Source organism: Amycolatopsis sp. NPDC023774 (assembly GCF_040639695.1).
Taxonomy (GTDB): Bacteria; Actinomycetota; Actinomycetes; order Mycobacteriales; family Pseudonocardiaceae; genus Amycolatopsis.
Genome location: NZ_JBFAAJ010000001.1, coordinates 267,176 through 292,625, shown reverse-complemented (window position 1 = coordinate 292,625; position 25,450 = coordinate 267,176). Strand labels below are relative to the sequence as shown.

General features: G+C 69.9%; 25 protein-coding genes. 12 read left to right on the top strand and 13 right to left on the bottom strand.

Features of this window, described 5'->3' with window-relative positions:
* The first annotated feature begins 3 nt into the window (after positions 1-3).
* The gene (locus tag AB0F91_RS01470; protein ID WP_360595100.1) at positions 4-738 is read left to right on the top strand and encodes a class I SAM-dependent methyltransferase; all 735 of its coding nucleotides are present in this window, start codon (positions 4-6) and stop codon (positions 736-738) included.
* A 23-nt stretch (positions 739-761) separates the two neighbouring features.
* Here AB0F91_RS01470 and AB0F91_RS01465 read toward each other — a convergent pair whose 3' ends face one another.
* Both AB0F91_RS01465 and AB0F91_RS01460 read right to left on the bottom strand, forming a co-directional pair.
* Positions 762-1,739 carry an ATP-dependent DNA ligase gene (locus tag AB0F91_RS01465; RefSeq protein WP_360593775.1) on the bottom strand — a complete coding sequence of 326 codons (978 nt, stop codon included), beginning with the start codon at positions 1,737-1,739 and terminating at the stop codon, positions 762-764.
* Positions 1,740-1,780: 41 nt separating this feature from the next.
* The gene (locus tag AB0F91_RS01460; RefSeq protein WP_360593773.1) at positions 1,781-2,578 is read right to left on the bottom strand and encodes an oxygenase MpaB family protein; all 798 of its coding nucleotides are present in this window, start codon (positions 2,576-2,578) and stop codon (positions 1,781-1,783) included.
* Positions 2,579-3,043: 465 nt separating this feature from the next.
* Here AB0F91_RS01460 and AB0F91_RS01455 point away from each other — a divergent pair, with 465 nt between their 5' ends.
* The gene (locus tag AB0F91_RS01455) at positions 3,044-4,504 is read left to right on the top strand and encodes a SulP family inorganic anion transporter (RefSeq protein WP_360593772.1); all 1,461 of its coding nucleotides are present in this window, start codon (positions 3,044-3,046) and stop codon (positions 4,502-4,504) included.
* Here AB0F91_RS01455 and AB0F91_RS01450 read toward each other — a convergent pair.
* Positions 4,501-5,376: a LysR family transcriptional regulator gene (locus tag AB0F91_RS01450; protein ID WP_360593770.1), complete on the bottom strand. Its 876-nt coding sequence runs from the start codon at positions 5,374-5,376 to the stop codon at positions 4,501-4,503. The two genes, AB0F91_RS01455 and AB0F91_RS01450, sit on opposite strands and share 4 nt — an antisense overlap.
* 70 nt (positions 5,377-5,446) lie before the next feature.
* Between AB0F91_RS01450 and AB0F91_RS01445 the strand changes: the two genes are divergently transcribed.
* Positions 5,447-6,661: an FAD-dependent oxidoreductase gene (locus tag AB0F91_RS01445; RefSeq protein WP_360593769.1), complete on the top strand. Its 1,215-nt coding sequence runs from the start codon at positions 5,447-5,449 to the stop codon at positions 6,659-6,661.
* 249 nt (positions 6,662-6,910) lie between these two features.
* Entirely contained in the window at positions 6,911-8,950 is a 2,040-nt protein-coding gene (locus AB0F91_RS01440; protein ID WP_360593767.1) for an alkaline phosphatase family protein, read from the top strand.
* Positions 8,951-9,008: 58 nt separating this feature from the next.
* Here AB0F91_RS01440 and AB0F91_RS01435 read toward each other — a convergent pair whose 3' ends face one another.
* Entirely contained in the window at positions 9,009-9,296 is a 288-nt protein-coding gene (locus AB0F91_RS01435) for a hypothetical protein (RefSeq protein ID WP_360593766.1), read from the bottom strand.
* 48 nt (positions 9,297-9,344) lie between these two features.
* Between AB0F91_RS01435 and AB0F91_RS01430 the strand changes: the two genes are divergently transcribed.
* Entirely contained in the window at positions 9,345-10,496 is a 1,152-nt protein-coding gene (locus tag AB0F91_RS01430; protein ID WP_360593764.1) for an acyltransferase, read from the top strand.
* A gap of 25 nt (positions 10,497-10,521) precedes the next feature.
* Here the strand turns inward: AB0F91_RS01430 and AB0F91_RS01425 are convergent, their stop codons facing one another.
* Positions 10,522-10,926, bottom strand: a complete 405-nt coding sequence (locus AB0F91_RS01425) for a nitroreductase family deazaflavin-dependent oxidoreductase (protein ID WP_360593762.1) — start codon at positions 10,924-10,926, stop codon at positions 10,522-10,524.
* A 119-nt stretch (positions 10,927-11,045) separates the two neighbouring features.
* Between AB0F91_RS01425 and AB0F91_RS01420 the strand changes: the two genes are divergently transcribed.
* A complete protein-coding gene (locus tag AB0F91_RS01420) occupies positions 11,046-11,501 on the top strand; it encodes a MarR family winged helix-turn-helix transcriptional regulator (protein ID WP_360593760.1) in 456 nt (151 codons plus the stop codon).
* On the opposite strand, the gene AB0F91_RS01415 is transcribed toward AB0F91_RS01420, so the two are convergent.
* A complete protein-coding gene (locus AB0F91_RS01415) occupies positions 11,482-12,123 on the bottom strand; it encodes an oxidoreductase (protein ID WP_360593758.1) in 642 nt (213 codons plus the stop codon). The genes AB0F91_RS01420 and AB0F91_RS01415 overlap by 20 nt on opposite strands.
* 132 nt (positions 12,124-12,255) lie before the next feature.
* Positions 12,256-12,951, bottom strand: coding sequence for a GNAT family N-acetyltransferase (locus AB0F91_RS01410; protein WP_360593757.1), 696 nt, complete (start codon positions 12,949-12,951; stop codon positions 12,256-12,258).
* Between the two features lie 25 nt (positions 12,952-12,976).
* On the opposite strand from AB0F91_RS01410, the gene AB0F91_RS01405 reads away from it, so the two are divergent.
* On the top strand, positions 12,977-13,825 hold the full coding sequence (locus tag AB0F91_RS01405) for a PaaX family transcriptional regulator C-terminal domain-containing protein (RefSeq protein WP_360593755.1): 849 nt from the start codon (positions 12,977-12,979) through the stop codon (positions 13,823-13,825).
* Here the strand turns inward: AB0F91_RS01405 and AB0F91_RS01400 are convergent.
* Positions 13,815-14,207 carry a RidA family protein gene (locus tag AB0F91_RS01400; protein ID WP_360593754.1) on the bottom strand — a complete coding sequence of 131 codons (393 nt, stop codon included), beginning with the start codon at positions 14,205-14,207 and terminating at the stop codon, positions 13,815-13,817. The genes AB0F91_RS01405 and AB0F91_RS01400 overlap by 11 nt on opposite strands.
* A 68-nt stretch (positions 14,208-14,275) precedes the next feature.
* Between AB0F91_RS01400 and AB0F91_RS01395 the strand changes: the two genes are divergently transcribed.
* Genes AB0F91_RS01395 through AB0F91_RS01385 form a run of 3 tightly spaced genes read left to right on the top strand, consistent with a single transcriptional unit; the run spans position 14,276 to position 18,555 of the window.
* Positions 14,276-16,627 carry a bifunctional salicylyl-CoA 5-hydroxylase/oxidoreductase gene (locus AB0F91_RS01395; protein WP_360593753.1) on the top strand — a complete coding sequence of 784 codons (2,352 nt, stop codon included), beginning with the start codon at positions 14,276-14,278 and terminating at the stop codon, positions 16,625-16,627.
* The gene (locus AB0F91_RS01390) at positions 16,624-17,763 is read left to right on the top strand and encodes an acyl-CoA dehydrogenase family protein (protein ID WP_360593751.1); all 1,140 of its coding nucleotides are present in this window, start codon (positions 16,624-16,626) and stop codon (positions 17,761-17,763) included. The genes AB0F91_RS01395 and AB0F91_RS01390 overlap by 4 nt, the downstream gene beginning before the upstream one ends.
* 60 nt (positions 17,764-17,823) lie before the next feature.
* Positions 17,824-18,555 carry a dienelactone hydrolase family protein gene (locus AB0F91_RS01385; protein ID WP_360593749.1) on the top strand — a complete coding sequence of 244 codons (732 nt, stop codon included), beginning with the start codon at positions 17,824-17,826 and terminating at the stop codon, positions 18,553-18,555.
* On the opposite strand, the gene AB0F91_RS01380 is transcribed toward AB0F91_RS01385, so the two are convergent.
* Both AB0F91_RS01380 and AB0F91_RS01375 read right to left on the bottom strand, forming a co-directional pair.
* Positions 18,552-19,268, bottom strand: coding sequence for a decarboxylase (locus tag AB0F91_RS01380; protein WP_360593748.1), 717 nt, complete (start codon positions 19,266-19,268; stop codon positions 18,552-18,554). The genes AB0F91_RS01385 and AB0F91_RS01380 overlap by 4 nt on opposite strands.
* A gap of 9 nt (positions 19,269-19,277) precedes the next feature.
* Positions 19,278-19,991, bottom strand: coding sequence for a DUF2306 domain-containing protein (locus tag AB0F91_RS01375; RefSeq protein ID WP_360593746.1), 714 nt, complete (start codon positions 19,989-19,991; stop codon positions 19,278-19,280).
* A 468-nt stretch (positions 19,992-20,459) separates the two neighbouring features.
* On the opposite strand from AB0F91_RS01375, the gene AB0F91_RS01370 reads away from it, so the two are divergent.
* Together AB0F91_RS01370 and AB0F91_RS01365 are read left to right on the top strand one after the other, a co-directional pair.
* Positions 20,460-20,948 carry a helix-turn-helix domain-containing protein gene (locus tag AB0F91_RS01370; RefSeq protein WP_360593745.1) on the top strand — a complete coding sequence of 163 codons (489 nt, stop codon included), beginning with the start codon at positions 20,460-20,462 and terminating at the stop codon, positions 20,946-20,948.
* A gap of 189 nt (positions 20,949-21,137) precedes the next feature.
* Positions 21,138-21,923, top strand: coding sequence for an enoyl-CoA hydratase/isomerase family protein (locus tag AB0F91_RS01365; protein WP_360593744.1), 786 nt, complete (start codon positions 21,138-21,140; stop codon positions 21,921-21,923).
* Between the two features lie 94 nt (positions 21,924-22,017).
* Here the strand turns inward: AB0F91_RS01365 and AB0F91_RS01360 are convergent, their stop codons facing one another.
* The 3 genes from AB0F91_RS01360 to AB0F91_RS01350 are packed head-to-tail and all read right to left on the bottom strand — an operon-like array spanning position 22,018 to position 25,449.
* On the bottom strand, positions 22,018-23,424 hold the full coding sequence (locus AB0F91_RS01360; RefSeq protein WP_360593742.1) for a GH1 family beta-glucosidase: 1,407 nt from the start codon (positions 23,422-23,424) through the stop codon (positions 22,018-22,020).
* A gap of 13 nt (positions 23,425-23,437) precedes the next feature.
* On the bottom strand, positions 23,438-24,454 hold the full coding sequence (locus tag AB0F91_RS01355; protein WP_360593741.1) for an ABC transporter ATP-binding protein: 1,017 nt from the start codon (positions 24,452-24,454) through the stop codon (positions 23,438-23,440).
* Positions 24,451-25,449, bottom strand: a complete 999-nt coding sequence (locus AB0F91_RS01350) for an ABC transporter permease (RefSeq protein WP_360593740.1) — start codon at positions 25,447-25,449, stop codon at positions 24,451-24,453. The genes AB0F91_RS01355 and AB0F91_RS01350 overlap by 4 nt, the downstream gene beginning before the upstream one ends.
* Position 25,450 lies beyond the last annotated feature (1 nt).

Genomic DNA, 25,450 nt, shown 5'->3' with positions numbered 1-25,450 from the left:
GAGGTGGACGCGTCCGGCTACGCGCCGGAGTGGTTGCGGCTTCGGGAAGGTGCGGATTCCGTCGCGCGTGCCCCGTCCCTTGTGGACTCGCTCGCGTTGCCGCCGCCGGTCGTGGTCCGCGATCTGGGCTGTGGCACCGGTTCCATGAGCCGCTGGCTCACGGGCCGGTTGCCACGGCCGCAGCGGTGGATACTGCACGACCAGGATCCGGGCCTCGTGCAGCTGGCTGTCGCGGGTGTCGAGAATGCGACAGGCGAAGTTCGTGATGTCACCCGGCTGACGGCGGCGGATCTTTCGGGAACCTCATTGGTCACAGCGTCGGCGTTGCTGGACCTGTTCACGGCCGAGGAGATCCGGCGGTTGGTCGACGCTTGCGCAGGGGCACGGGTGCCGGCCTTGCTGACGTTGTCGGTGGTCGGGCGGGTCGCACTCACCCCGGCGGACCCGCGCGACGAGGCGGTGGCGGCGGCGTTCAACGCGCATCAGCGCCGGGAGGGCCGGCTGGGGCCGGAGGCGGTGGCGTTCGCGGCGGCCGAGTTCGCCGAGCGCGGGTTCACAGTGCATCGGGTGCCGACGCCGTGGCGGCTGGGTGCCGAGAATTCGGCGTTGATCGAGACGTGGTTCTCCGGCTGGGTTTCCGCGGCGTCGGAGGAGAATCCGACGTTGGATCTGTCGGGGTATCGGCGGAGGCTCGATTCGGTGGTTGTGGAGCACGAGGACTTACTGGCGCTGCCTTAGCCGCCGTGGCTGCCTCAGCCGTTTCAGCTGCCTTGGCTGCCTTGGCTGTCGGCTTCGCGGCGGGCTTTGGCCCGCCGTTTGCCCTCGTGCATCGCGGCGACGCGGGCGATCGGGATGGTGTGGCCTTCGGCGACGAGATCGTCCGGAAGTGCTTGCGGTGCGGGCATTTCCGTGGCCCACGGGTCGGTGTTGCCGAGGAGGTCGAGTGCCGTGTGGACGGTGAAGTCGCGCGGGGTCACGTCGTCGGCCGCGGACCACGGGATCGGGAACGACACGGTGAGGCCGGGCCGCACGCGCGGGCTGTAGGCGGCGACCACGGTCGCACCGCCGGCGCGGGTGGAGTCGAGGAACACCTTGCCGTGGCGGTCTTCGCGGATGAACGCGGTGGTGGCGAGCTCCGGGTCCAGACGTTCCGCGCGGGCGGCGATCGCGCGGGTCGCGGCGGCGACGTCCTCGTGGGCCTGGCCGGGCGCGAGGGGCACGAAGACGTGGACGCCCTTGGAGCCGCTGGTTTTCAACGCACCGGCGAGCCCCGCGTCGACAAGGGCTTGGCGGACCAGGCGCGCTCCGGCGACCGCGACGCCGAACGGTGCGCCCTCCGGCGGGTCGAGGTCCATGATCAGATGGGTCGGCCCCTCGGGGTGGTCGTGAAGCGTCAATGTGGGGTGGTATTCGATCGCGCGTTGGTTGCCGAACCACAGAAGGGTGGGGCGGTCGTTGCACAACGCGTAGGAAACTTCCCGCTTCGAGCTCTCGGCCCACAGCTTCACGCGCGGCACGAACCCGGGCGTGTACTTCGGCAGGTTCTTCTGCATGAACGCGTCCTGCCCGCGCAGCACACGCACCACTGACAGCGGCCGGTCGTGCAGCACCGGCAGCAGCCGCTCCGAGACACCGTCGAGGTAGTCGAGCAAGTCGCGTTTGGTCGCGCCGGCGTCGGCGAACAGCGGCTGGTCGAGATTGGTCAATTTGACACCCTCGCGTACGTCGTCGCTGCTCATCGGCCTACCTTCGCCCACCGCGCGGGCGCCGGTCAACCGCTTCACACGAGCGGACGGCCCTCGCGGCGGCGCCTGCGGAAGTCGCGCAAGTACGCGTTGTAGGGGAACCGCTGCACACTGCACGGAAATCGCCGCACGACGTGCCCGATCCCGCGCGTGAGACGTTCGAATGTTCGCTGGTCTTGTTCGCTCCACGGCAGCCGCATGTGCTCGCGGAAGCACGCGGGCAGGAACCCGGTCGTCACGAACCGGTGGAACCGCCCGAACACCAGCGCGAACGGCCACGGCAGGAACCGCAAGTCGACGAGGTCCGTGAGGTACGCGCGGGTGCGGTCGTCGATGGCGACGCGGTCGAGCCCGTCGGCCCAGTACTTCGCGAACACCTCGCGGTTCTCGGGCCACATCTCCGGCCGTACCTGCAGCGTCGTGCCGAGCACCACCGCCTCGGCGTACAGCTCCTCGGGCGCGGCGCTGCCGAAGAACGCCACGTGGACGTCCTCGAGTCCCTTGTAGAGACACGCGGCGACCCACAGCTGCAGCTCCGGATCGAAGGCGTTATAACCGACAGGGCTGTCCTTTGTAGACGTGATTTGCCGATGAGACCCGTTGACCGCCTTGCGGTACGCCTTGCGCTCCTCGTCCGTCCCGAACGTCGCGACCGCCAGGTACGTCCCCGTGGTGCGCGCGCGTTTGACCGGGTGCCTGAACAGGTTCCCGCTCTCGACGCGGCTCTCCATCACCCCGTACGCGACCGCGGGCCGCCCGAGCTGCATGATCACATTGGCACTGCCGGCCATCAAGCCGATGCCGACCATCGCCTGTTTGAGCACGTCACCCATCGCGCCTCCTCCTGGATCAAGGAAACGCGACTGTTTACGCCAGGTCAAGAGACGTCGGCGCCTTGGCTTGGCCGGCTGTTTCAGTACAGCTTGGAATTACTGGCACGGGTCGAAATGATCAACGCGCGACGGCCTGAACCTCACCGGCGACGGGCCCCGCTCCGAACGCATCCGCGCGGCCGGCGCGTCGATGTCGTGGTCGCAGAAGCTCGCGGAGGAGGCCCCGCCGCCCACGCTGGGACGGGGTGATCTCCACCGCACTCGACCGGGGAGGTTGCGACCACGCGGTTCACGCTGATCTAACGTCAAGCCCCGAGCCGCCAGTGAGGGCGGCCCGCTCCCGGCGACGGGCTGGTCGGCGCCCCCACAGTGGCCGCCGGGCTGGAGAAGCCGGGGGTGAACCCCAGGCGCGCCGGCGGCGCGTCCGAGCGAATCAGGGCGTGTTGCGTGCCGAAGGTGTTCCAGATGGCCCGGCCGGCGTGGTTGTCGCCGAAGGTGGCGCGGGTCGAGGTGCTCGGCGGGCTCGTCGTGGCACTCGCGCTGATCCCCGAGGCGATCTCGTTCTCGATCATCGCCGGCGTCGACCCGCGGGTGGGGCTGTGCGCGTCGTTCACGATGGCCGTGGTGATCTCGATCGTGGGCGGCCGCCCGGCGATGATCTCCGCCGCCACGGGGGCGATCGCACTGGTCGTGGCGCCGCTGGCGCGTGAGCACGGCTTCGGCTACCTCGTCGCGACGGTGATCCTCGGTGGTCTGATCCAGATCGTGCTCGGCACGCTCGGCGTGGCCAAGCTGATGCGGTTCGTACCGCGCAGCGTGATGGTCGGGTTCGTCAACGCACTGGCGATCCTGATCTTCCTGGCACAGCTGCCTTCGCTGGTCGACGTGCCGTGGCCGGTCTACCCGCTCTTCGCCGGCGGCCTGCTGCTCATGGTCTTCCTGCCCAAGCTGACCAAGGCCGTGCCGGCGCCGCTGATCTCGATCGTCGTCCTCACCGCGCTCACGATCGGCGCCGGCATCACCGTGCCGACCGTGGGCGACAAGGGCGCGCTGCCGTCTTCGCTGCCCGTGCCCGGCGTGCCCGACGTGCCGTTCACGATGAACACCCTCACCCTCCTCGCGCCGTACGCGATCGCATTCGCGCTGGTCGGGCTGATGGAGTCGATGATGACGGCCCAGCTCGTCGACGACATCACCGACACCCCGTCGAGCAAGACCCGCGAAGCGATCGGCCAGGGCATCGCCAACGTCGTCACCGGCATCTTCGGCGGCATGGGCGGCTGCGCGATGATCGGCCAGACCATGATCAACGTCAGGACCGCCGGCTCCCGCACACGGCTGTCGACGTTCCTTGCCGGCACGTTCCTGATCATCCTGTGCATCGTCTTCGGCCCGCTCGTCTCGCGCATCCCCATGGCCGCGCTCGTGGCCGTGATGGTGCTCGTCGCGTTCGGCACGTTCGACTGGCACAGCATCGCCCCTGCCACGCTCAAGCGGATGCCCGCCGGCGAGATCGCCGTCATGGTGATCACCGTCGCCGTCGTGATCGCCACCAGCAACCTCGCGATCGGCGTCGTCGTCGGCACGATCACCACGATGGTCATCTTCGCCCGCCGCGTCGCGCGCCTGCTCGGCGTGACCGCCGCCGTGGACCCGGACGGCAACCAGGTCGTCTACGCGGTCACCGGCGAGCTGTTCTTCGCCTCCAGCAACGACCTCGTCTCCCGCTTCGACTACGCCGGCGACCCCGCGCACGTCGTCCTCGATCTCACCGACGCCCACATCTGGGACGCCTCCACCGTCGCCGCGCTCGACGCCATCACCACGAAGTACGCCGCACGCGGCAAAACCGTCGAGATCGTCGGCCTGAACTCACCGAGCGCCCGCATGCACGACCGGCTCACCGGGGAGCTCGCGGCGCGCTAGAGCACCGAGCGGGCGAACTCGATCAACGTGCGCGCGGCGGGACCGCTCGGGCCGTCGGCGCGCCACGCCAGCGCCAGCTGGCCGCGCAGCCGCGGCCGCAGCTGCAGCGTGTGCAGCTCGGCGGCGTAGTACCGCGCGAGGGATTCCGGCACGATCGCCACGCCGAGGCCGCGCATCGCCAGCTGCGCCAACACGTTCGGGTCGCTGGCCTCGATCGTCACGCGCGGGTGGACGCCCGCCGTCGCGAAGCCGCGGTCGAGGACGCCGCGCACGCCCGTGCCCTTCGGCAGGCAGATCAGGCCGCGGTCGGCCAGGTCTGCGAACGCGACTTCGTCGCGCGAAGCCAGCGGATCACCAGGCGCAGTGACGGCGACGACGGCCTCGTCGAGCACCACCTGCGCGGTGAGGCCCGCGGGCACGCCGTCGGCCAGCCCGATCACGGCGACGTCGAGGCGGCCTTCGCGCAGCGCCTCGACCATCACGTCGGAGTTGGCCTCGCCGAGAGTGATCTCGACGCCCGGGTAGCGCTCGGCGAAGGCGGCCAGGAAATCGGGCAGCGCGACCGGTCCCGCCGACGTCACGATCCCCATCGCCACCTGCCCGCGGACGAGACCCTCGTGCTCGGCGACGGTCTCGCGCACGGCGGCCACCGCGGCGAGCGCGGCGCGGGCGTGCGGCAACGCGGCGGCGCCGACGTCGGTGAGCCGCACCGCGCGTCCCGAGCGGTCGAACAACGGCTGCCCCAGTTCGCGTTCCAGGCGCCGGATCTGCGCGCTGACGCCGGGCTGCGCGACGTGCAGCCGGGCCGCGGCGCGCGTGAAGTTGGCTTCTTCGGCGACGGCCACGAAGTACTCGAGCTGATGCAGTTCCATAAGCACTGATTCTAGCTGGAGGAAGTACTATCTCTTGTACTTCTCGACGGCGGCTCGTCAGGCTGGAGTCATGCAAACCTTCACCCCTGGCCAGGACGGCTACCGCGAGGAAATCGCCGGCTTCCAGACCGGCATCCAGTCGACACCGAAGCTGGTCGTCGCCGCCAGGACGGCCGACGACATCGCCGAGGCCGTGCGCCACGCCGCGGCCCACGACCTGCGGGTGGCGGTCCAGGCGACCGGCCACGGCCTGCGCGCCCCGGCCGACGGGGTGCTGATCTCGACGACACGCATGCAGGCTGTCGAAATCGACGCGGTCAACGCGGTCGCCCGGGTGGAGGCCGGCACCACCTGGGGCAAGGTGCTCGAAGCCGCCGCCGCGCACGGGCTCGCACCGCTCAGCGGTTCGGCACCCGGCGTCGGCGTGGTCGGCTACACGCTCGGCGGCGGCTTCAGCCTGCTCGGACGCCGCTACGGCCTCGCCGCCGGCCAAGTGCGCTCAGCCGACGTCGTGACCGCTGACGGCGCGATCGAGCGCACCACCGACCTCGGCGACGGCGTGATCGCCTCACTGGAGTTCGGCCTCGTCCGCGTGACCAGCCTGTACGGCGGCGGCCTCTCCTTCGACACCCCCAAGCTGCCCGAGGTCCTGCGCACCTGGCGCGACTGGACCGCCGATCTGCCCGACGCGCTCACCACGTCACTCGCCCTGATCCCCTACCCGGACCTGCCGATGGTGCCGGAACCGTTGCGCGGCAAGCACATCGCCCACGTCCGGATCGCCCACCTCGGCGACGACGGCCCGCGGCTCGTCGCACCCCTGCGCGCGCTGCGACCGCTCGTGGACACGCTCAAGACCATGCCGTTCACCGACTCCGGCTCCATCGCCGCCGAGCCGCCGCACCCCCACGCGTACCTCGGCGACAACCGCGTGGTCGCGCAGCTGCCCGACACCACGATCGACGCGATCCTGGAGCACGCCGGCCCCGGCGCGCCCGTGCCGACGGTCCTGATCGTCGACCTCCTCGGTGGCGCCTACGCCCGGCCGAACGGCCCGGACTTCACTGCCGATTCCACTGCCGATTTCACTGCTCAGTCGCGCTACACCATCCGCGCTCTGTCCGTTTTGGACGAGTCCGGCCCGGACACTGTGCGCAGGGCCCACGCCGAACTGTTCGTCAGGCTCACCGCGACCGGCCGGCTGCGCAGTTTCGTGTACGGGCAGCCGCTCTCCCACGTCGATCTCAAGTTTTCATCTGAGCACCCAACGCCCGCCGCGCGCTGAGTGGATTTGCGCCAGGCCACTCGAGTTCCGGGGGCGGCGGTTGCGTTGCCCGCTCCCTCCGCACGCCCGCCAACGCCTGACCGAAGCGGCCGTTTTGTGCGGTTTCCGGCGCTCGACGCGGGCGCGTGAGGCCTTCTGCCCCCAACCGTCGGCCGCCTGCCAGTGATCGCTTCGCAAGTGTTCACGCGGCGTTGGTGTCGGCTGGATTGGATCGACGGTCGACACGACCCCCGCGTGAGGAGTTTTGCCTTGTCCGCCGACCCCACCATCCCCACTCCAGAGCCCGACTCCGGCACCACCCGCCGCCGATTCCTGCAGGGCGCGGGCGTCGCCGCCGGAGCGCTGATGTTCGGCGGGATCGCCGACGCGGGCACCGCCGACGCCGCCACCCTGGGCGGCAACGGCCTGCCGCGAGGGTTCAGAGGCGACATGTCCGATCTGAGACACGTCGTGATCCTCATGCAGGAGAACCGTTCGCTGGACCACTACTTCGGCACGTTCCCCGGCGTGCGCGGCTTCAACGACAAGCAGGCGCTGAAGTTCCAGGACGGCACCACCGTCTTCCAGCAGAAGGACAAGACGGGCGCCATCGTGACGCCGAAGGTCGACGACGGCATGTGGGGCAACGACCACGGTGCCTGGGGCGACGTCGCGCACCGCAGCTGGGACCAGTGGGTGCAGCACAACGGCGCCAGCTGCATGAACTACCACAGCGACGGCTACATGAGCTTCTACCACTCGGTGGCGGCCCAGTACACGATCGCCGACCAGTACTTCTGCTCCGAGTTCGGCCCGACCGACCCGAACCGCAAGTACCTGTGGAGCGGCACGTCCAACACCGAGACCGGCAACACGGACGAGTCGAACTACAGCCGCCCGTGGATCACCGTGCCCGAGCAGTTGCAGGAGGCCGGCATCGACTGGCGCCTCTACTCCGACAACAGCGGCAACGGCCGCCAGGGCTACCTCAGCTCGTGGATCGGCGACTACGGCGACAACGAGCTCAAGTACTTCAAGGGTTTCGAACCCAAGGGCCTGAGCCCGCTGGACCCGAAGCTGCAGCCCGGCACCGGCCTGATCTGGCGCGGCAACGCCACCTACTACGCCGGCAAGACCACGCCGGACGACGACTCCGACGCCAACCTGCAGGCCGTCCTGAAGGACTTCCGCGACGCCTGCCGGCCGGGCGCCGAGCACCCGCTGCCGGCCGTCTCGTGGATCGTCGCGCCCTACGGCTGGTCCGAGCACCCGGACGCCGACACCCTGCACGGCGAGCGCTACGTCAAAGAGGTGCTCGACATCCTGCAGAGCAACCCGGATATCTGGAACCACACGCTCTTCATCCTCAACTACGACGAGAACGACGGGAAGTTCGACCACGTGCTCCCGCCGTGGCCCGAGGCCGGCACCGCGGGCGAGTACACCGGCTCGTACCCGCTCGGCTTCGGCCCGCGCGTGCCGATGCTGCTCGTCTCGCCGTGGTCGCGCGGTGGCTACGTCGCTTCGGAGGTCTTCGACCACACGTCGACGATCAAGTTCCTGGAGAAGTGGGCGGCGCACCTCGGAAAGCCGTTCACCTGCCCCAACATCAGCGACTGGCGCCGCTCGATCGCCGGTGACCTGACGAGCGCGCTCGACTTCGCCCACCCGCAGACCGGGCCGGCGACGTTCGCGGATCCGGCAGCCGAGCAGCCGGTGAAGGTCGCGGCCGGCCACATGAAGCCGCGGCCGCTGAACTTCCACCCGCACGCCACGGTCACGCAGGACCACAAGGGCCAGGTCACGGCGAAGATGACGCTGGCCGGCGGCGACAAGGGCAAGGCCGTGAGCTTCCAGGTCTTCCCGGACAAGCTCAAGCCGTTCACCAGCACGCCGTTCACGGTCACCGAGCGCAAGTCGCAGTCCTACACCTGGGACACCTCCGCCACCGGCGGCGAGTACGCGTTCTCGATCTATTCCAACGACGGCTTCGTGCGCTCGTTCGCCGGCAAGGTCACCTCGTCCGGGCACGACCCGCGCGTGGACGCCGACCTGCTGCAGCCGACGCTGCTGGTGCGCGAGCAGCACGTGCGCTTCACGCTGCACAACGACAACCTGCTCAAGCCGATGCGCTACAAGCTGGCCGCGAACGACTTCAGCGGCGGGACCAAGACCGTCACGGTGCTCGGCCTGCTGCCGGCGATCGTGAACTGGCCGACCGAGAACGGCTACTACGACGTAGTCATCACGGCCGAGGGCGACTCGACGTGGCAGCAGCGCTACGCCGGCCGGATCGGCGAGGGCTGCTAGTTCCGGCGTTCACGCAGGCGGCCGGTGGATCCTGCTCGGGTCCGCCGGCCGCTTTCCGTCAGCGCTTGTTCCGGCGGACGCGGTCGAGCCAGGAGAGGTCGCTGCTCTGGTAGCGGGCGAGCTCGGCGGCGTGGAAATCGCGGCGAGTCTCCCGGAGCGCGTCCCAGCCGTCTTCGGCGGCGCGGCGACCGCGCCGGCGCGCCCGGATGTCGAGGGCGGCGGCGACGCCGACCACCACGAGTACCGTCCCGACGAGGATCACCAGCAGCGTCACAGCCCCCACCACCCAGAGTAATTCGCAGGTCACGGGCGCGAACCCGCCGCGCGGGTGCCCGTGATCGTCCACCTATACTCCCACAGCAGCCAGGCGATTGGGGTCGATTTCTTGCGAACGATGAGCCATGACGAGTACCTCGGCATGCGCAGGTTCCCCGGCCTCGACGGCCTGCGCGCCATCGCCGCGACGATCGTCGTGTTCTTCCACTTCGCCGGGCCGAAGTTCGTGTGGCCGTCGGGCTGGGTGGGCGTCTACATCTTCTTCGTGCTCTCGGGGTTCCTGATCACGACGCTGCTGCTGCGCGAGCAGGACCGCACCGGGCGCATCTCGCTGAGCGGTTTCTACGTGCGGCGCGTGTTCCGGATCCTGCCGCCGTACCTGGTGATCCTCGGCGGGATCATCGCGTTCGTGCTGCTGCGCGGCGAGTTCCTCGCGCGCGACTTCCCCCACGCGCTGAAGTACTACCTGACCTTCCTCAACGAGTTCTTCCCCGGCTCGCACGGCAACGGCTCCGACAACTTCTTCTCCGGCTCGTGGACGCTGGGCATCGAGGAGAAGTTCTACCTGGTGTGGCCGTTCCTGCTGGTCGCGATCGGCATCGGCGCCGCGCGGCGCAAGCTCGCGCTGGTGCTCGCCGCGATGGCCGTGCTGCTGGCGCTCGTGCCGCTGACCACGGGCGGCTGGCTGCTCGACTTCTCGCCGACGGCCATCTACCGCTCGAGCATCCACTACGCCATCCTGCTCGGCGGCTGCCTGCTCGCGATCCTGCTGCACTACCGGCGCAGCTTCGCCGTGCTGCGGCCGTTCACGCACCCGCTGGCCGCGATCCCGATCGTCGCCGGGTTCCTCGTGCTGCACGCGAAGCTCGACCCGCTCTGGCGCGAGACGCGGCAGAACCTGCTGGTGCTGCTCGCGTATGCGCTGCTCACCATGCTGCTGCTGATCGTGCTGCTGTCACCGGGCCCCGCACGCTGGCTGCTCTCGACGGCGCCGATGCGCTTCGTCGGCGAGCGGTCGTATTCGCTGTACCTGCTGCAGGGCCCGGTGCACTTCGTGGTGGTGCAGGCCGTGCCGGCGCTGGGTCACAACCGGCTGGTCACGGCCGTGACGGTGTTCCTGGTCGACCTCGCGATCGCCGACCTGATCCACCGCTGGGTGGAACAGCCGATGATCGCGACCGGCAAGCGGCTGCTCACGAGCCGGCAGGCCCGCAAAGCCGCACGGGCCGCGGTTCCTGCCGACGCGGTGCCGGTGCCGGCTCGCGTTTAGCGGTTTGAGCGCTTTTCAGCGGTGCTCAGCGCTCGAGCACGAAGACCGGGATCAGGCGCGTGGTCTTCTTCTCGTAGTCGGCGAAGCCCGGCATGTGCGCGACCATGCCGGCGTAGAGGCGGTCGCGCTCGGCGCGGTCCTCGATCAGCTTGGCCGTGGCTTCGAACTTCTCGGTGCCGATCTCCAGCGTGACCTTCGGGTTGGCGACGAGGTTGTGGTACCAGTCCGGGTTGGTGTCCGCGCCGCCCTTGGACGCGGCGATCACGTAGCGGTCTCCGTCGGTGGTGTAGACCAGGGGTGCGACGCGCTGAGTCCCGCTCTTCGCGCCGGTGTGGGTGAGCAGGACCATGTTGGCGCCCTCGAACATCCCGCCGACCTTGCCCTCGTTGGCGCGGAACTCTTCGATGATCTGGTCGTTCCAGTCAGACACAGTGGTGTCCCTCCAGTTTGATTTGTGACCAAACTTACTTTGTATGCAAAACTGATGTCAACGCGAGGTATTCTCTTGCGCGACAAGGTGTTTCGCGTGGTTCTGGTCGAAGGAGCGGGATGACCACCGGGCCGAGCCTCGAGGACGGCGTGCGCGAGCTGCTGCTGCTCATGCCCCGCCTGGCCGGCCGCGGCAAGCGCACCCCGGTGCCGCCCGAGCTCGCGAACCTGTCCCTGGCACCGCGGCACCTGTGCCTGCTGTCCATTCTGCTGTTCGACGGCCCCATGACCGTCACCGAGCTCGCCGGCCGCCTCGAGGTCGCCCCCACCACCGCCAGCCTCATGATCGGCGACCTCTCGCGCCAGGGCGTGCTCGTCCGCGCCGAAGACCCCGCCGACCGCCGCCGCACGATCGTCAGCATCAGCCCCTCGCAGCGCGCCGCCGTGGACGCCTGGCTGGCGCCGGGGGCACGGGCCTGGGAGCGGGCGTTGGCGCCGTTGTCGCCTGCCGAGCGGGCATTGGTGATCGATACTTTGAAGGCTTATTCGCTGGAGTTCACGGATGGGTGCTGCTGAGGGCTCCCTCGGCGAGGGCTTTGGCGTGGGCTTCTCCCGGACAGGCGTGCGGGCCGGCACCGAAGGGGAAATCCTTGAGATCGACGGTGACTTCGGCGCCGTCGACCCAGCGGCGGGTGCTGGGGACGGGTGGGTCTTGGGTGCTGTTGATCAGGTTCTCGGTGGCCGCGGCCTGGACCAGTAGGCCGACTTTGGCGGCGGTTCGCTCGTCGGGTTGTCCCAGAGCTTCGACCAGCCGCTTGCAAGCTTCATCGGCCTCGGCGCTTTCGGGGAAGTGGGGCTGGTAGGCCCGTGCCACTTTGTCGACGTCTCCGGGGTCGACCTCGAACCCGAGCACCTCGGCGAGCGTCACGACTGGTCCTTGGTGGGGCTTCGCGGCTGCCAGCTTCCTGAGCGCTTCCGGGTCTGTCCCGGCGAGTTCCTCGACGACCAGCTTTCGCCGCCTGGCGTGGTCCTCGCCGCTGCTGAACCTGGCCACCATCGCGCGCAACCAGGCCACATTCACTTCGACCGGCGGCACGGGCGCTTCAGTGAGGAGCTCTCGGGAATCCATGCCGCGAACGGTAGGGCGGGGAAGCATCGGCGCCGGCCGAAGTGTGGTGCCGCCGACCCCGGCCGACATGGCCCCCGCCCTCCCTGAGGGGGCGTCCCCACGTCCATTTTACCGGCCACCACCGACGAAACCGGCGGAAAGCGCCGGCAGGGGTCGAGTTATCCACAACTACGGGAGGGTGCGGACAACCGCAGCACTCATCTACACCGACAACCACTGCGCCTGCGGCCCCTCACACCGATGCGGCCGTGGCGCGTCGTGCTGGTACCACCAAGCCTCGCTCACCCGTCCGTTCGGCAGGGTGTACCGGGGCGGCCCAGCGGCTCGCCACATCCCCGCGGCCTCCAGAGACCGTCCGCTGGCCACGTTCCCCACCTCGGCCCCTGCCCGGACCCGCGGCAGCCCGAGGTGCGAATGCGCCAGCACCAACCCTGCCGTGAACAGGTCCCGTCCCAGGCCGCGGCCCCGATAGGCCGGCGCGAGGTAGCCGCCGGTCTCCGGGCCGCCGTTCTCGCCGGCGTGCACGCTGACCAGCCCGGCGCACCGGTTCTCCCGCAGATCGATGGCCACGACGTCGACGGACTGCGGATCCGGATAGGTCCAAGCCGGCCCGGTGCCGGGTGTCACCCGGAGGGCTTCGGATCGCATCGGTTCCGCGATGACCGAGTCCGCGAGCCAGCCGAGCCAGCGTTGGGCGGCCGGATCGCTGCCGGAGGCCACCGCGGCGGCGTATTCCCAGGCAGTGGGGGTGCGGAAGAGGAATCGGCCGAGGACGAACGCGTGGCCCCTGCGGTCGCAGGTGCGTTTCGCCATGAGCCGGCCTCGGCGGGTCAACCGGCCGAACAGCGGTGCTTCACCCAGGTTCACCATCGCGCGCCAAATGGTACCCGCAGTCATGGCCGACGGTTGTTATGGTGACCAGGTGACGGCCGTACCGGAGTCAACCGAGCTCGACGCCGGGCGTGCCGCCCAGCCTCGACAGCTGATCGTGTCCGTATACGGCTTCTACCACCGCATCGAGGGTGGCTGGCTGTCCGTGGCGTCGCTCATCGACCTGCTCGCGGCGCTCGGCGTCGACGAGCCGGCGGTGCGCTCGTCGATCTCGCGCCTCAAGCGCCGGAGCATCCTCGAGGCCGTTCGGCGCGACGGGACCGCAGGCTACGAGCTGTCGGACACCGCGCTGGCGATCCTGCGCGAAGGCGACGACCGCATCTTCCGCCGCGACCGCGCGACGCTGGCCGACGGCTGGCTGCTCGCCGTGTTCTCCGTGCCCGAGACCGAGCGCCACAAGCGCCACGTCCTGCGCACGCAGCTGGCGCGCCTCGGCTTCGGCACCGCGTCGTCCGGCGTGTGGATCGCACCCGCGCACCTGCACCAGGTCACGGCGGAGGCGCTCACGCGGCTGGGCCTCGCGAGCTACGCCGACCTGTTCCGCGCCGAACACCTGGCGTTCGGCAACGCGCAGGACAAGGTGCGCGAGTGGTGGGACCTCGACCAGCTCGACGAGCTGTACACGGCGTTCCTCGACGAGCACGCCCCCGTGCTCGGCCGCTGGAAGCGCCGCCGCACCGTACCCGGCGACGAGGCGTTCGCCGACTACGTGCGCGTGCTCACCGGGTGGCGCCGCATGCCCTACCTCGACCCGGGCCTGCCCGTCGAGCTGCTGCCCGCCGACTGGTCGGGCATCCGCGCGGCCGAGGTGTTCTTCTCGCTCCACGAACGCCTCGAAGCCCCGGCCCGCGAGTACCTGCTGCAGGTCCTCAGCGGCTGAGCACCGCGAACCCCTGCACCTCCACCAGCGCCTCGACGTCCCACAGTCGGCTCACGCCGATGCCTGCCATCGCGGGGTACTCGGTGCCGGCGAGGCGCTTCCACACCTTGCCGATCTCGCGCGCGTGGGCCTTGTAGTCGTCCATGTCGACGATGTAGACGGTCACACTGCACAGGTCCGCCGGCTCGCCGCCGGCCGCGCGCAGAGCCGTGAGCAAGTTGCCCAGCGCCTGGGAGAACTGCTCGACCACACCGTCGCCGACGATCTTGCCCTCGGCGTCGAGCGCGGTCTGTCCGGCGAGGAACACGAGCTGTCCGGTTGCGGAGACGGCGTGGGAGAAACCGGACGGGCGGCCCAGCTCGGGCGGGTTGATGCGCTCCATGTCGCGGAAGTCTAGCTCATGTATCGCATTCTTGACGATCGTATGCCAGACGACATATCCTTGCTCTCGTGCGGATATCGGTTCTCGGCGGCGGCCCGGCGGGCCTGTACTTCGCCGCCCTCGCGAAGCAGCTCGGGCCCGACCACGAGATCACGGTCTGGGAACGCAACGCGCCGGACGACACCTTCGGGTTCGGCGTGGTGTTCTCCGACGAGACGCTCGGCGGCATCGAGCACGCCGACGCGCAGGTCCACGAGGCCATGAGCCGCGAGTTCGCGCGCTGGGACGACATCGACGTGCATTACCGCGGCGAGGTCCACACGTCCGGCGGCCACGGCTTCGCCGCGATGAGCCGCAAGCGCCTGCTCGCGATCCTGCAGGAACGCTGCCGCGAGCTGGGCGTCGACCTGCGCTTCCGCACCGAGGCCCCCGACCCGGAGCAGCTCTCGCGCGACTACGACCTCGTGATCGCCGCCGACGGCGTCAACTCGGGGGTGCGCCGGCGCTTCGCCGACTCGTTCCGCCCGACGGTCGAGACGCGGCGCTGCCGCTACATCTGGCTCGGCACCGACCTCGTCTTCGACGCCTTCAAGTTCCACGTGCTCGAGACGCCCCACGGGATCATGCAGATCCACGGCTACCCCTATGGCCGCGACGGCAGCACGTTCATCCTCGAGCTGCACGAGGACGTGTGGCAGCAGGCGTTCGCACCCATCGCCGCCACCGACCTCGGGCCGGGGGAGAACGATGAGAAGTCCATCGAGCTGATCCGCGAGCTGTGCGCCGAGGTCCTCGGCGACCACGACGTGCTCGCCAACAACTCGAAGTGGAACACCTTCGGCACCGTCCGCTGCGAAAGCTGGGTGCACGACAACGTGGTGCTGCTCGGCGACGCCGCCCATACCGCCCACTTCTCGATCGGCTCCGGCACGAAGCTGGCGATGGAGGACGCGCTGGCGCTGGTCGCGTGCCTGCACGAGCAGGACACCGTGCCCGAGGCGCTGGCGGCGTACGAGGCCGAGCGCAAGCCGGTCGTCGAGTCGACGCAGCGTGCGGCGCAGGCGAGTCTGGAGTGGTTCGAGAACCTCGCGCAGTACACGCACCAGGAGCCGGAGCAGTTCGCGTTCAACCTGCTCACGCGCAGCCGCCGCGTCACCTACGACAACCTCAAGCTGCGCGACCCGGAGTTCGCCACGGAGCTCGACGAGTGGTTCGCCCGCTCGCTGGGCACGACACCCGCGCCGCCGATGTTCCAGCCCGTGAAGATCGGCGAGCTGGAGCTGCCCAACCGCGTGATCGTGTCGCCGATGGACATGTACTCGGCCGTCGACGGTGTGCCCGGCGAGTTCCACCTCGTACACCTGGGCGGCAAGGCGCTCGGCGGCGCCGGCCTGGTGATGACGGAGATGATCTGCGTGTCTCCCGAGGCGCGGATCACGCCGGGCTGCCCTGGGCTGTACAACGACGAGCAGGAGCAGGCCTGGCAGCGCATCGTCGACTTCGTGCACGACAGCACGCCGGCGAAGATCGGCCTGCAGCTGGGCCATTCCGGGCGGAAGGGCTCGACGAAGCTCATGTGGGAAGGCATGAACGACCCGCTGCCGGAGGGCAACTGGGAGGTCTGCGGGCCGTCGCCGTTGCCGTACCGGCCCGACAGCCAGACGCCGCGTGAGCTGAGCGTCGAGGAGCTGGCGGAGATCCGCGAGCAGTTCGTGGCTTCGGCGCGGTCGGCGGCTCGCGCCGGGTTCGACCTGCTGGAGCTGCACTGTGCCCACGGGTATCTGCTGTCTTCGTTCATCTCGCCGCTCACGAACCAGCGGACGGACGCGTACGGCGGCTCGCTGGAGAACCGGCTGCGGTATCCGCTCGAGGTGTTCGACGCGGTACGCGCGGTGTGGCCGGCCGAGCGGCCGATGACGGTCCGCATCTCGGCCAGCGACTGGTACGACGGCGGGATCGAGGCCGACGACGCCGTCGCCATCGCGACGGCGTTCGCCGAGCACGGAGCCGCCGCGGTCGACGTGTCGACCGGGCAGGTCGTGAGCGAGGAGAAGCCGAAGTTCGGGCGCAGCTACCAGACTCCGTACGCCGACCGGATCCGCAACGAGGTGGGGCGCAAGTACGGCACGGCCGTGATCGCCGTCGGCGCGATCTCCTCGTACGACGACATGAACGCGCTCATCCTCGCCGGCCGCGCCGATCTGTGCGCGCTGGGCCGGACGCACCTCTACGATCCGCAGTGGACGTTGCACGCGGCGGCGGAGCAGGGCTACGCGATGCCGTGGCCGAAGCCGTGGGCGGCCGGGAAGCGCCGGCCGCAGACGGGCCGCACCGACGGGCCCGAGCCGCGGCTGGAACTCGTACGCACCGGTGGGCACCAGACCGCGCACGCCCGCTGGCGACCGGAAAGGGATCGATGAACGCCTTCGCACTGACGCCCGAACAACAGGCTTTCACTGCTTCCGTTCGTACCATGGCCGCGGAACAACTGCGGCCGCTCGCCGAGGCCGGCGAGGAAGGTGCGGTGAACCGGCCGCTGCTCAAGGCCATGGGCTCACACGGTCTGCTGGCGCGGCTGTTCCCCGGCGTCTCGGCGGGCAACCCGACCCGGCAGGCGGCGGCGTTCGACCTGTGCCTGCTGCGAGAAGCGCTGGCGTCGGTGAACACCGAGGCCGAGACGGCGCTCGCGTTGCAGGGTCTGGGAAGTTACCCGGTGCTGCAGTCCGGAAAGGACGAACAGGTCGCGCGCTGGCTGCCGGCCGTGGCGGCGGGTGACGCGGTGGCGGCGTTCGCGCTGACCGAGCCCGACGCCGGTTCCGACGCGGCCGCGTTACAGCTGGCGGCCGAGGCCGACGGCGACGGCTGGCGGCTCACGGGACAGAAGATGTGGATCTCCAACGCTCCCGAGGCCGACTTCTACACGGTTTTCGCGCGCACGACGCCGGACGCCGGCTCGCGGGGCGTGAGCGCGTTCGTCGTGCCGGGCGACCGCGCGGGCCTGACCGGCGAGCACCTCGACCTGGTCAGCCCGCACCCGATCGGCACGCTGGAGTTCGACGGCGTGCGTGTGCACCGCGACGAGCTGCTGGGCGAGGAGAACCGCGGTTTCGCCGTCGCGATGCGGACACTGGACCTGTTCCGGCCGAGCGTCGGGGCGTTCGCGGTGGGGATGGCTCAGGCCGCGCTCGACGCGACCGTGGAATACACAGGTCAGCGCATCGCTTTCGGTGGGCCGCTGGCGAAGCAGCAGACCGTGGCGCACACGTTGGCGGAGATGGCAACGCGGACGGAGGCGGCGCGGCTGCTGGTCTACGCCGCGGCGTCGGCTTACGACGCGGGCGAGACCGGCCTGGCAGGTCGGGCGGCGATGGCGAAGCTGTTCGCAACGGAGTCGGCGCAGTACGTCGTCGACTCGGCGGTGCAGCTGCACGGGGCTCGGGCGTTGCGGCGCGGGCACCTGCTGGAGCACCTGTACCGGGAGGTCCGGGCGCCGCGAATCTACGAAGGCGCGTCGGAGATCCAGCGGACGATCATCGCGCGGTCGCTGCGTTCCTGAAGTTTCCGCCTTCGGCGATATCGGTGCCGCGAGTTCGCGGTGGCCGGTAGCTTCGGTGCCATGTCGAGGATCGCGGTCACCATCACCACGCCGGACGGCCTCTGCACGGCCACGCTGCACACACCGCTGAGCGCGGGCCCCGCGGTGATCCTGTACGCCGATGCGGCCGGCGTCCGCGAGACGTTCGCCGAGATGGCAGACCGGCTCTGCGCGCTCGGCTACGTCGTCCTCCTGCCGGACGGCTACTACCGCACGCCGTACGCACCGTTCGACGTCGCCACGGTGTTCACGGTGCCGGAAGAACGCGAGCGGCTGACCGGGCTCGCGCGGAGCGTGACCGCGGAGATGGCGGTGCGCGACACGGGGGCGTACCTCGACTTCCTGGCCGGGCGCGGCGAAATCACGGGCTCGCTGGTGGGGACGACCGGGTACTGCATGGGCGGGCGGTTTTCGCTGTGGGCCGCCGCGCAGTATCCGTCGCGCGTCGCGGCCGCCGCCTCGTTCCACGGCGGCAACCTCGCCGCCGGAGATCCCGACAGTCCCCACCTGCTGGCCGACCGGATCCGCGCGTCCGTGCTGGTCGCCGCGGCGCAGGACGACAGCGCGTTCCCGCCCGAGCAGTTCGAGCGGCTGCGGGGCGCGTTCGTCGCCGCGGGCGTGCGGCACACGCTGGAGACCTACCCGGCCAAGCACGGGTTCGCGGTCCCGGACAACGACACATACGACCTCACTGCCGCAGAACGGCACTGGTCCGCGCTGGCCGGGCTGTTCGCGGAGAACCTGCCGCGCTAGGGACGGAAGAGGGGCCCGGCGCCTTCGGCGGTGGGCCGCGCGCCGACGAGCCGTGCGGCGGCCCACAAGGTGACCTGGGTGGCGGTCAGGACGGGGCAACCGGCGGCCCGTTCGAGGTCGGCCGTGAGGCGGTTGGCGTGCAGGGCGGTCTCCGGCAGGAGCACGGCCTGCGCCGCCGGGTGCGCGGCCCGCGCGACGAGATCGACGATCCGCTCGGCCGGCCACGCGGCGAGTTCGCGGTCAGAGCCGGCGGAGGCGTCGACGCGGTGGACGACTTCGGCTTCGAGACACGCGATGAACTCGTCCGACAGGCTCGGGTGGTAGACCGAGGCCAGGGAGACCGTGTCGAGGCCGAGGAAGCGGATCGCGTCCTGGAACGCGGCGGTGGTGCTGGTGGCCGGGGCGCCGGAGAGACGGTGCAGGGTCTCGAGCTGGTGCCGGGTGTCGGTCAGGAAGCTGGAGCTGGTGACGGCGAAGGCGACCGCGTCGAACGGCTCGAGGTCACGCAGGGCCGTTTCCAGGTGCGCGTCCGAGCCCAGGCGGCGGACGGCGTCGGTGACTTCCGCGAGGTCCAGCACCCCCACGTCGTCCACATCGGACGGCCACGGGAAGTACCGGACAGCCAGGCCGAGCGGGGGACTGAGCCTGCCGGCGAGGTCGAGGAAGTCGTCCTCGCCGGCGTTCCTGGTCGGGTAGAGCAGGCCGAGACGCATGGGCCGAGCCTAGGCGGCGGCGGCCTTCTTCGGCTTGCGCTCCAGCCACAGCTGGGCACCGAGCAGCGCGACCGTCCAGCTCACCCACGCGGCGATGGCCGCGACCGACTGCATGAACGCGACCTCGCTGCCGCCGAACGTGGTGGCCATCTGGGGCTCCAAGATGATGATCACGGTCGGCGAGACGATCCGGTTGAGGATGATCGACATGGTCAGTGCGAAGCTGCGGATCATCCAGCGCCGGTGGTCGCCGAAGCGGCGGTCGCGGGCGGCGCGGTAACCGGCCCAGGTGCAGCCGATCCAGATGACCGCGAGCATGACGTCGCTGGCTCGCGTGGCGGGGCCGAACGGGCTGACCGCGCCGATCGTCAGGGCCATCACGCCGGAAGGCAGCACGCCGCCGAACACGTACGCGCGGCCCGAGTAGCGGTGCAGCACCGGGAAGCGGCGGCGGACCCACGGCCAGATCTGGACGACCGCGCAGATCATCGCGATCGAGCCGAACACGACGTGGCCCACGAGGAACCAGTAGTGCGCGCCGAAGCCGGCCGGGGCCGGCACGCGCGACTGCGCCGGGTCGAGCGCGAGGTACGGCGGCAGCCCGTAGGCCAGGAAGGCCACCACGACCAGCCCCAGTACCCCGATCCACGGGCGGCGCGTGCGCCGCGGCCGCCCCGCCGGTGGGTGCTCCACTCGCGGTGGTCGCAGGTTCGTCGCCGTCATGATCGCTCTCCCTGTCGTCGTCGCGCCTGATGCGTTCGACGTTATGGCCGGCCACACGCCGCAGCGATGGTGCGGACCGGCGTCGCGGAGGTGGGGGCAGCCTTACCCTCCACGGGGTCGGGCTTGGCGATTCTCGCAGCTCAGGGCTGATTTTCGTGCGCCCACGAGTACCCGTTTCAGTGCGCCCGGCTCGGCTTCCGGTGCGGGTGCGTGGCCTGGCTGAGGTGCGCGACGGCGCGCGGGGAACGCGGCGAAACCGTGCGGAACCGCGGAGGCAGAAGGATCGATCCGCACCTGCCGCGCCGGCTTGTCGGCAGCCACCCCCACGGTCGATCGCCGACGCCTGGATCCCAGCTGGGCCGCCACGACACGAGGCGCCACCGTCCCGGCACCTCGTCCCTCTTGTTGCGACCTGTCAAGGAGGGGGTTACGGTGCGCCTATTAGCTTTCTTGAGGGAAGGAAATCCCGTGCCACTCCGGTCGGTTTGGTCGGACAAGGCGTGCCCGATCGCCCGCAGCCTCGACGTGCTCGGAGATGCGTGGACGCTGGTGATCATGCGCGAGTTGTTCACCGGCAACACCCGGTTCGAGCGCCTGCGCGTGGCGCTGGGCGTGGCCGACAAGGTCCTGTCGGCCCGGCTGACGCGCATGACCGAGGCCGGCCTGGTCACGCGCGTCCCCTACAGCGGGTCGGTCCGACCGCGCGTCGAGTACCGCCTGACGGACGCCGGGCGCGACGCCCTGCCTGTACTGCATGCCTTGGCACTGTGGGGTGCCGCGCACACCGCCGCGCCGGAATGGGCGAGGCCGATGGCGATCACCTGCACCGGGTGCGGCTGCCCGACCCGGTCCGCGGACTGGTGCACCACGTGCGAGCAATCCCTGACCGCCGAAAGAACCGAGTGGACCCGCCCCGGTGCCGACGGTCCACCCGTGCGGCTCGCCGAGGTCGCCTGACCCACTGTGTCGAACGCTGTGTCGAACGCTGTGTCGAACGCTGTGTCGAACGCTGTGTCGAACGCTGTGTCGAACGCTGTGTCGAACGCTGTGTCGACCAACCATGGTCCCCCACTGTGCCGGACAAGGAAGAAGGCCACCCGTGAAGCAGTGGACTCATTTCTCCGTGACCGCCGAGACCCCCCGTCTGTGGCGAGTCACGTTCGACAGCCCGCCGATCAACCTGGTCACCCCGGAGATGCTCACCGAACTACCGCAGCTGGTCAGCCGGATGGAGGCGGCGCGCGAGTTGCGGGTGGTGGTGTCGAGTCGGCCAACCCGGACTACTTCCTCAACCACTACGACACCTCCCGGGTCGCCGAGACACCGAAGGACCTGGGCGCGACCGGCTACCCGCTGGTCATCGACATCAGCACCCGCCTGTCACGCCTGCCCGTGGTGTCGATCGCGAAAATCCGGGGACGGGTCGGGGGTGTGGGCAGTGAGTTCTCCCTGGCGATGGACATGCGCTTCGCCAGCGAGCGGGCGCTGTTCGGACAGCCCGAGACCGCGAACGGCAACCTGCCCGGTGGCGGCGGGCTGGAGCACCTGCCGCTGCTGCTCGGGCGAGCACGGGCGCTCGAAGTCGCACTGTCCAGCGATGACTACTCGGGAGAGCTGGCCGAGCGGTACGGCTGGGTCAACCGCACCGTCCTCGACATCGAGCTCGACGGGCTGGTGGACACCCTGGCCCGGCGGATCGCCTCGTTCGACAAGGACTCGATCACCGCGGTCAAACAACAGGTCAACCGCTACACCCTGCCGTCGGCCGAGGACCTCAAATCCTCTTACGACAGCTACTTCGCATCCTTCGGCTGGCCCGGGTCCCAGCGCAGGCTGCCGGCGGCGATCGCGGCCGGACGCAACCAGGCGGGTGACTACGAAAAGCGCCTGGGCTACTACCTCGGCCGGCAACCGGGAAGCGACACGGTGTGAAACTCGTTCAGTGAGCAGTGTTTTCGCCTGTCACCCAGCGCCGAAGGGCGCCCGCGGGTAGCGCGGGCGCCCTTCTCTTCAGCCCCGGGGTGAGTCAGGAACCGCGGACCCGCCGCACCGTGTCCCGGTAGAACAGGCCGCTCTGCTTGATCGTGCGCACCTGCGTTTCGTAGTCCACGCGCACGAGGCCGAAGCGCTTGGCATAGCCGTACGCCCACTCGAAGTTGTCCAGCAGAGACCACGCGAAGTAGCCCCGGATGTCCACGCCCTCCAACCGCGCGGCAGCCACCGCCGCCAGGTGTGAGGCGAGATAAGCCGTCCGGCCCTCGTCGCGGACGAAACCGTCGGCGTCGGGCGTGTCGTCGAAGGCGGAGCCGTTTTCGGTGATGTACATGGGCAAACCGGGGTAGTCGCGGCCGAGGCGGGTGAGCAGCTCGGTGAACTTGCCCGGCAGGATCTCCCAGCCCATGGCCGTCGTCGGCTCACCGAACGGCACGGCGCGCTGCACCGGGAAGCCGTCTTCGCCGACAGTGCGGCCCTGCTCGTCGACGCCGGAGTACTGCTGCCCGAAGTAGTAGTTCACGCCCAGGAAGTCCAAGGGCGTCGAGATCACCGCCAGGTCACCGTCCTCAATGGGCAGTGAAGCACTGCGAGCAGCCATGTCCGCGACGACATCCGCCGGGTACTCGCCGCGCACCAGCGGGTCGAGGTAGACGCGCACGCCCATGCCGTCGGCGTTGCGCGCGGCCTCGCGGTCGAGTTCGCTGTCGGACGCCGCGTCGGACGTGCCCATGTTGAGCGTGATGCCGAACTGCGTGCTCTCGGGCGCGGCCTCGCGCATGCGCTGCGTGGCCAGGCCGTGGCCGAGCAGCAGGTGGTGGATGGCCTTCATGCCGGCCGCGAAGTCGCGCCGGCCGGGGGCCATCACGCCGTGCACGTAGCCGTGCATCGCGGAGCACCATGGCTCGTTGAGCGTGGTCCAGTGCCGCACCCGGTCCTTCAGCCGGTCGAACACCAGCATCGAGTAGTCGGCGAAGCGGTACGCCGTGTCGCGGGCCGGCCAGCCGCCCGCGTCTTCGAGTTCCTGCGGCAGGTCCCAGTGGTACAGCGTGAGCCACGGCGCGAGGTCCTTGGCCAGCAGCTCGTCCACGAGCCGGTCGTAGAACCCGATCCCGGCCTCGTTGACCGGGCCCTTGCCGTGCGGCTGCACCCGCGGCCACGCGACGGAGAAGCGGTAGGTGTCGGCGCCGAGCTCCTTGACGAGCCCCACGTCCTCGGGCATGCGGTGGTAGTGGTCGCACGCGACGTCGCCGTTGTCGTTGTTGTCGATCGCCCACGGGACCCGGCAGAAGGTGTCCCAGATGGACGGTGTGCGCCCGTCTTCGGCCACCGCGCCCTCGATCTGGTACGCGGCCGTCGCCACGCCCCACCGGAAGTCCGGCGGCAGCGAGTCGATCAGCGCCTGCTGCTCGCGGGTCGCAGCGTCGGTGGTCTCGGTCAAGGGGTCTCCTTATCTACGACTTGACGGCGGCGACGGGGTCGGCCGGGTGCAGCCAGCACGCCACGGTGCGCGCGGGATCGGCACGGTCGGCGGGCACACCGAGCACCGGCACCTCGGTGGTGCAGCGGTCGAACGCGTGCGGGCACCGCGGCGAGAACGCGCACCCGACCGGCAGCGACCGCGGGTCGGGTGGCGAGCCGGGAATGCCGGTGAGCTCACGACGCGGCCCGCGCAACGCGGGGAACGAGTGCAGCAGGCCATCGCTGTACGGGTGCAGCGAATCGCGGTACAGGTCCACGCCGCGGGCCTGCTCGACGATCCGACCGCCGTACATGATCGCGATGCGGTCGGAGAACTCCACCAGCAGCGACAGGTCGTGGGTGATGAACAGGACCGAGAAGCCCAGCCGCTCGCGCAGTTCCACGAGCTGCGCCAGGATCTGGCGCTGCATCACCACGTCGAGCGCCGTCGTCGGCTCGTCCATGATCACCACGCGCGGCTCCAGCGCCAGCGCCATCGCGATCATCACGCGCTGGCGCATGCCGCCGGAAAGCTGGTGCGGGTACGCGTCGAGCCGGTCGGCCGCAATGCCCACCAGGCGCAGCAGCTCGCGCGCCCGCGCGAGCCGCGCCGCCTTGGTGCTGCGCGGGTCGTGGGCCTTGATCACGTCCATCAGCTGCACCGACACCTTGTGCACCGGGTTGAGCGAGTTCATCGCGCCCTGGAACACGATGGACGTCTCGGCCCAGCGGAAGTCGCGCAGCTGCTTGGGCGTCAGCTTCAGCACGTCGTACGGCTCGCCGTCACCGGGGTGGTAGACCACGCTGCCACCGCGGATCACTCCCGGCGGCGGGAGCAACCGGGTCAGGCCGTAGGCCAAAGTCGACTTCCCGCTGCCGCTTTCGCCGGCCAGGCCGAGCACCTCGCCGCGGTGCAACGTCAGGTGCACGTCCTGCACCGCATGCACGGCGTCGGCGCCGAGGCCGTAGTCGACGTCCAGGCCCTTGATCTCGAGTACGGGTTCGTTCATTCCTTCTCCCGGCCGAGCACGGGCGTGAAGCCGACGCGCAGGCGCACTGTCTTGCCCTCGGCGTTCTTCGCCTTGGTCTTGCCGCTCGACCGCAGCCGCGGGCTCACGAACTCGTCGATACCGAAGTTCAGCAGCGACAACGCGGTGCCGAGGATCGCGATCGCGAGCCCCGCCGGCACGAACCACCACCACGCGCCCTGCGCCAGCGCCTGCTGGCTCTGAGCCCAGAACAGGATCGTGCCCCAGTTCCACTCCGAGAAGCTGGAGACGCCGACGAACGCCAGCGTGATCTCCGACATCACCGCGAACACCACCGTGCCCACGAAGCTGGACGCGATCACCGCGGTGAGGTTCGGCAGGATCTCGAAGAAGATGATCCGCCCTGTCGACTCGCCGCTCGCGCGCGAGGCCTCGACGTATTCGCGACGGCGCAACGAAAGTGTTTGCGCTCGCAGGATCCGCGCACCCCAGGCCCACGACGTGAACCCGATGATCACGGCCACCAGGTAGTCGCCGCCGCTGGGCAGCGCCGTGCCGATGATGATGATCAGCGGCAGCGCCGGGATCACGAGGAACACATTGGACAGTGCCGACAGCCCCTCACCCGGTGTCCCGCCGAGATAGCCGGACGTGACGCCGACGACCACGGCGAGGATGGTCGCCACGATGCCGGCGGTGAGCCCCACGAGCATCACGCTGCGCGTGCCCACGATGACCTGGCTGAAGATGTCCTGGCCGAGGTGCGTGGTGCCGAACCAGTGCTTGCCCGAAGGCGATTCGAGCAGGTCATTGCTGCGCGCGGACGGGTCGAACGGCGCGATCCACGGCCCGATGACCGCGATGACCACGAAGAAGGCCAGCACCACGAGGCCGGTGATCGTCTTGCCGCCGGTCAGGAACCGGAAGCGCCGGCGTTTGGCTGCGGGCCCGGCGATCGCGTCGGCCGGGAGCGGCTCGGGCGCGGCGGCCTTGAGGTCGGCTGCGGGAAGTGCCACG

Coding starts and splice junctions, on each gene's coding strand:
- AB0F91_RS01450 (WP_360593770.1), bottom strand. CDS start 5,376: ATGGAACTGCATCAGCTCGAGTACTTCGTGGCCGTCGCCGAAGAAGCC.
- AB0F91_RS01385 (WP_360593749.1), top strand. CDS start 17,824: ATGTCGAGGATCGCGGTCACCATCACCACGCCGGACGGCCTCTGCACG.
- AB0F91_RS01415 (WP_360593758.1), bottom strand. CDS start 12,123: ATGTCGGCCGGGGTCGGCGGCACCACACTTCGGCCGGCGCCGATGCTT.
- AB0F91_RS01355 (WP_360593741.1), bottom strand. CDS start 24,454: ATGAACGAACCCGTACTCGAGATCAAGGGCCTGGACGTCGACTACGGC.
- AB0F91_RS01410 (WP_360593757.1), bottom strand. CDS start 12,951: ATGACTGCGGGTACCATTTGGCGCGCGATGGTGAACCTGGGTGAAGCA.
- AB0F91_RS01420 (WP_360593760.1), top strand. CDS start 11,046: ATGACCACCGGGCCGAGCCTCGAGGACGGCGTGCGCGAGCTGCTGCTG.
- AB0F91_RS01430 (WP_360593764.1), top strand. CDS start 9,345: ATGAGCCATGACGAGTACCTCGGCATGCGCAGGTTCCCCGGCCTCGAC.
- AB0F91_RS01380 (WP_360593748.1), bottom strand. CDS start 19,268: ATGCGTCTCGGCCTGCTCTACCCGACCAGGAACGCCGGCGAGGACGAC.
- AB0F91_RS01390 (WP_360593751.1), top strand. CDS start 16,624: ATGAACGCCTTCGCACTGACGCCCGAACAACAGGCTTTCACTGCTTCC.
- AB0F91_RS01455 (WP_360593772.1), top strand. CDS start 3,044: ATGGCCCGGCCGGCGTGGTTGTCGCCGAAGGTGGCGCGGGTCGAGGTG.
- AB0F91_RS01465 (WP_360593775.1), bottom strand. CDS start 1,739: ATGAGCAGCGACGACGTACGCGAGGGTGTCAAATTGACCAATCTCGAC.
- AB0F91_RS01460 (WP_360593773.1), bottom strand. CDS start 2,578: ATGGGTGACGTGCTCAAACAGGCGATGGTCGGCATCGGCTTGATGGCC.
- AB0F91_RS01445 (WP_360593769.1), top strand. CDS start 5,447: ATGCAAACCTTCACCCCTGGCCAGGACGGCTACCGCGAGGAAATCGCC.
- AB0F91_RS01375 (WP_360593746.1), bottom strand. CDS start 19,991: ATGACGGCGACGAACCTGCGACCACCGCGAGTGGAGCACCCACCGGCG.
- AB0F91_RS01400 (WP_360593754.1), bottom strand. CDS start 14,207: ATGGAGCGCATCAACCCGCCCGAGCTGGGCCGCCCGTCCGGTTTCTCC.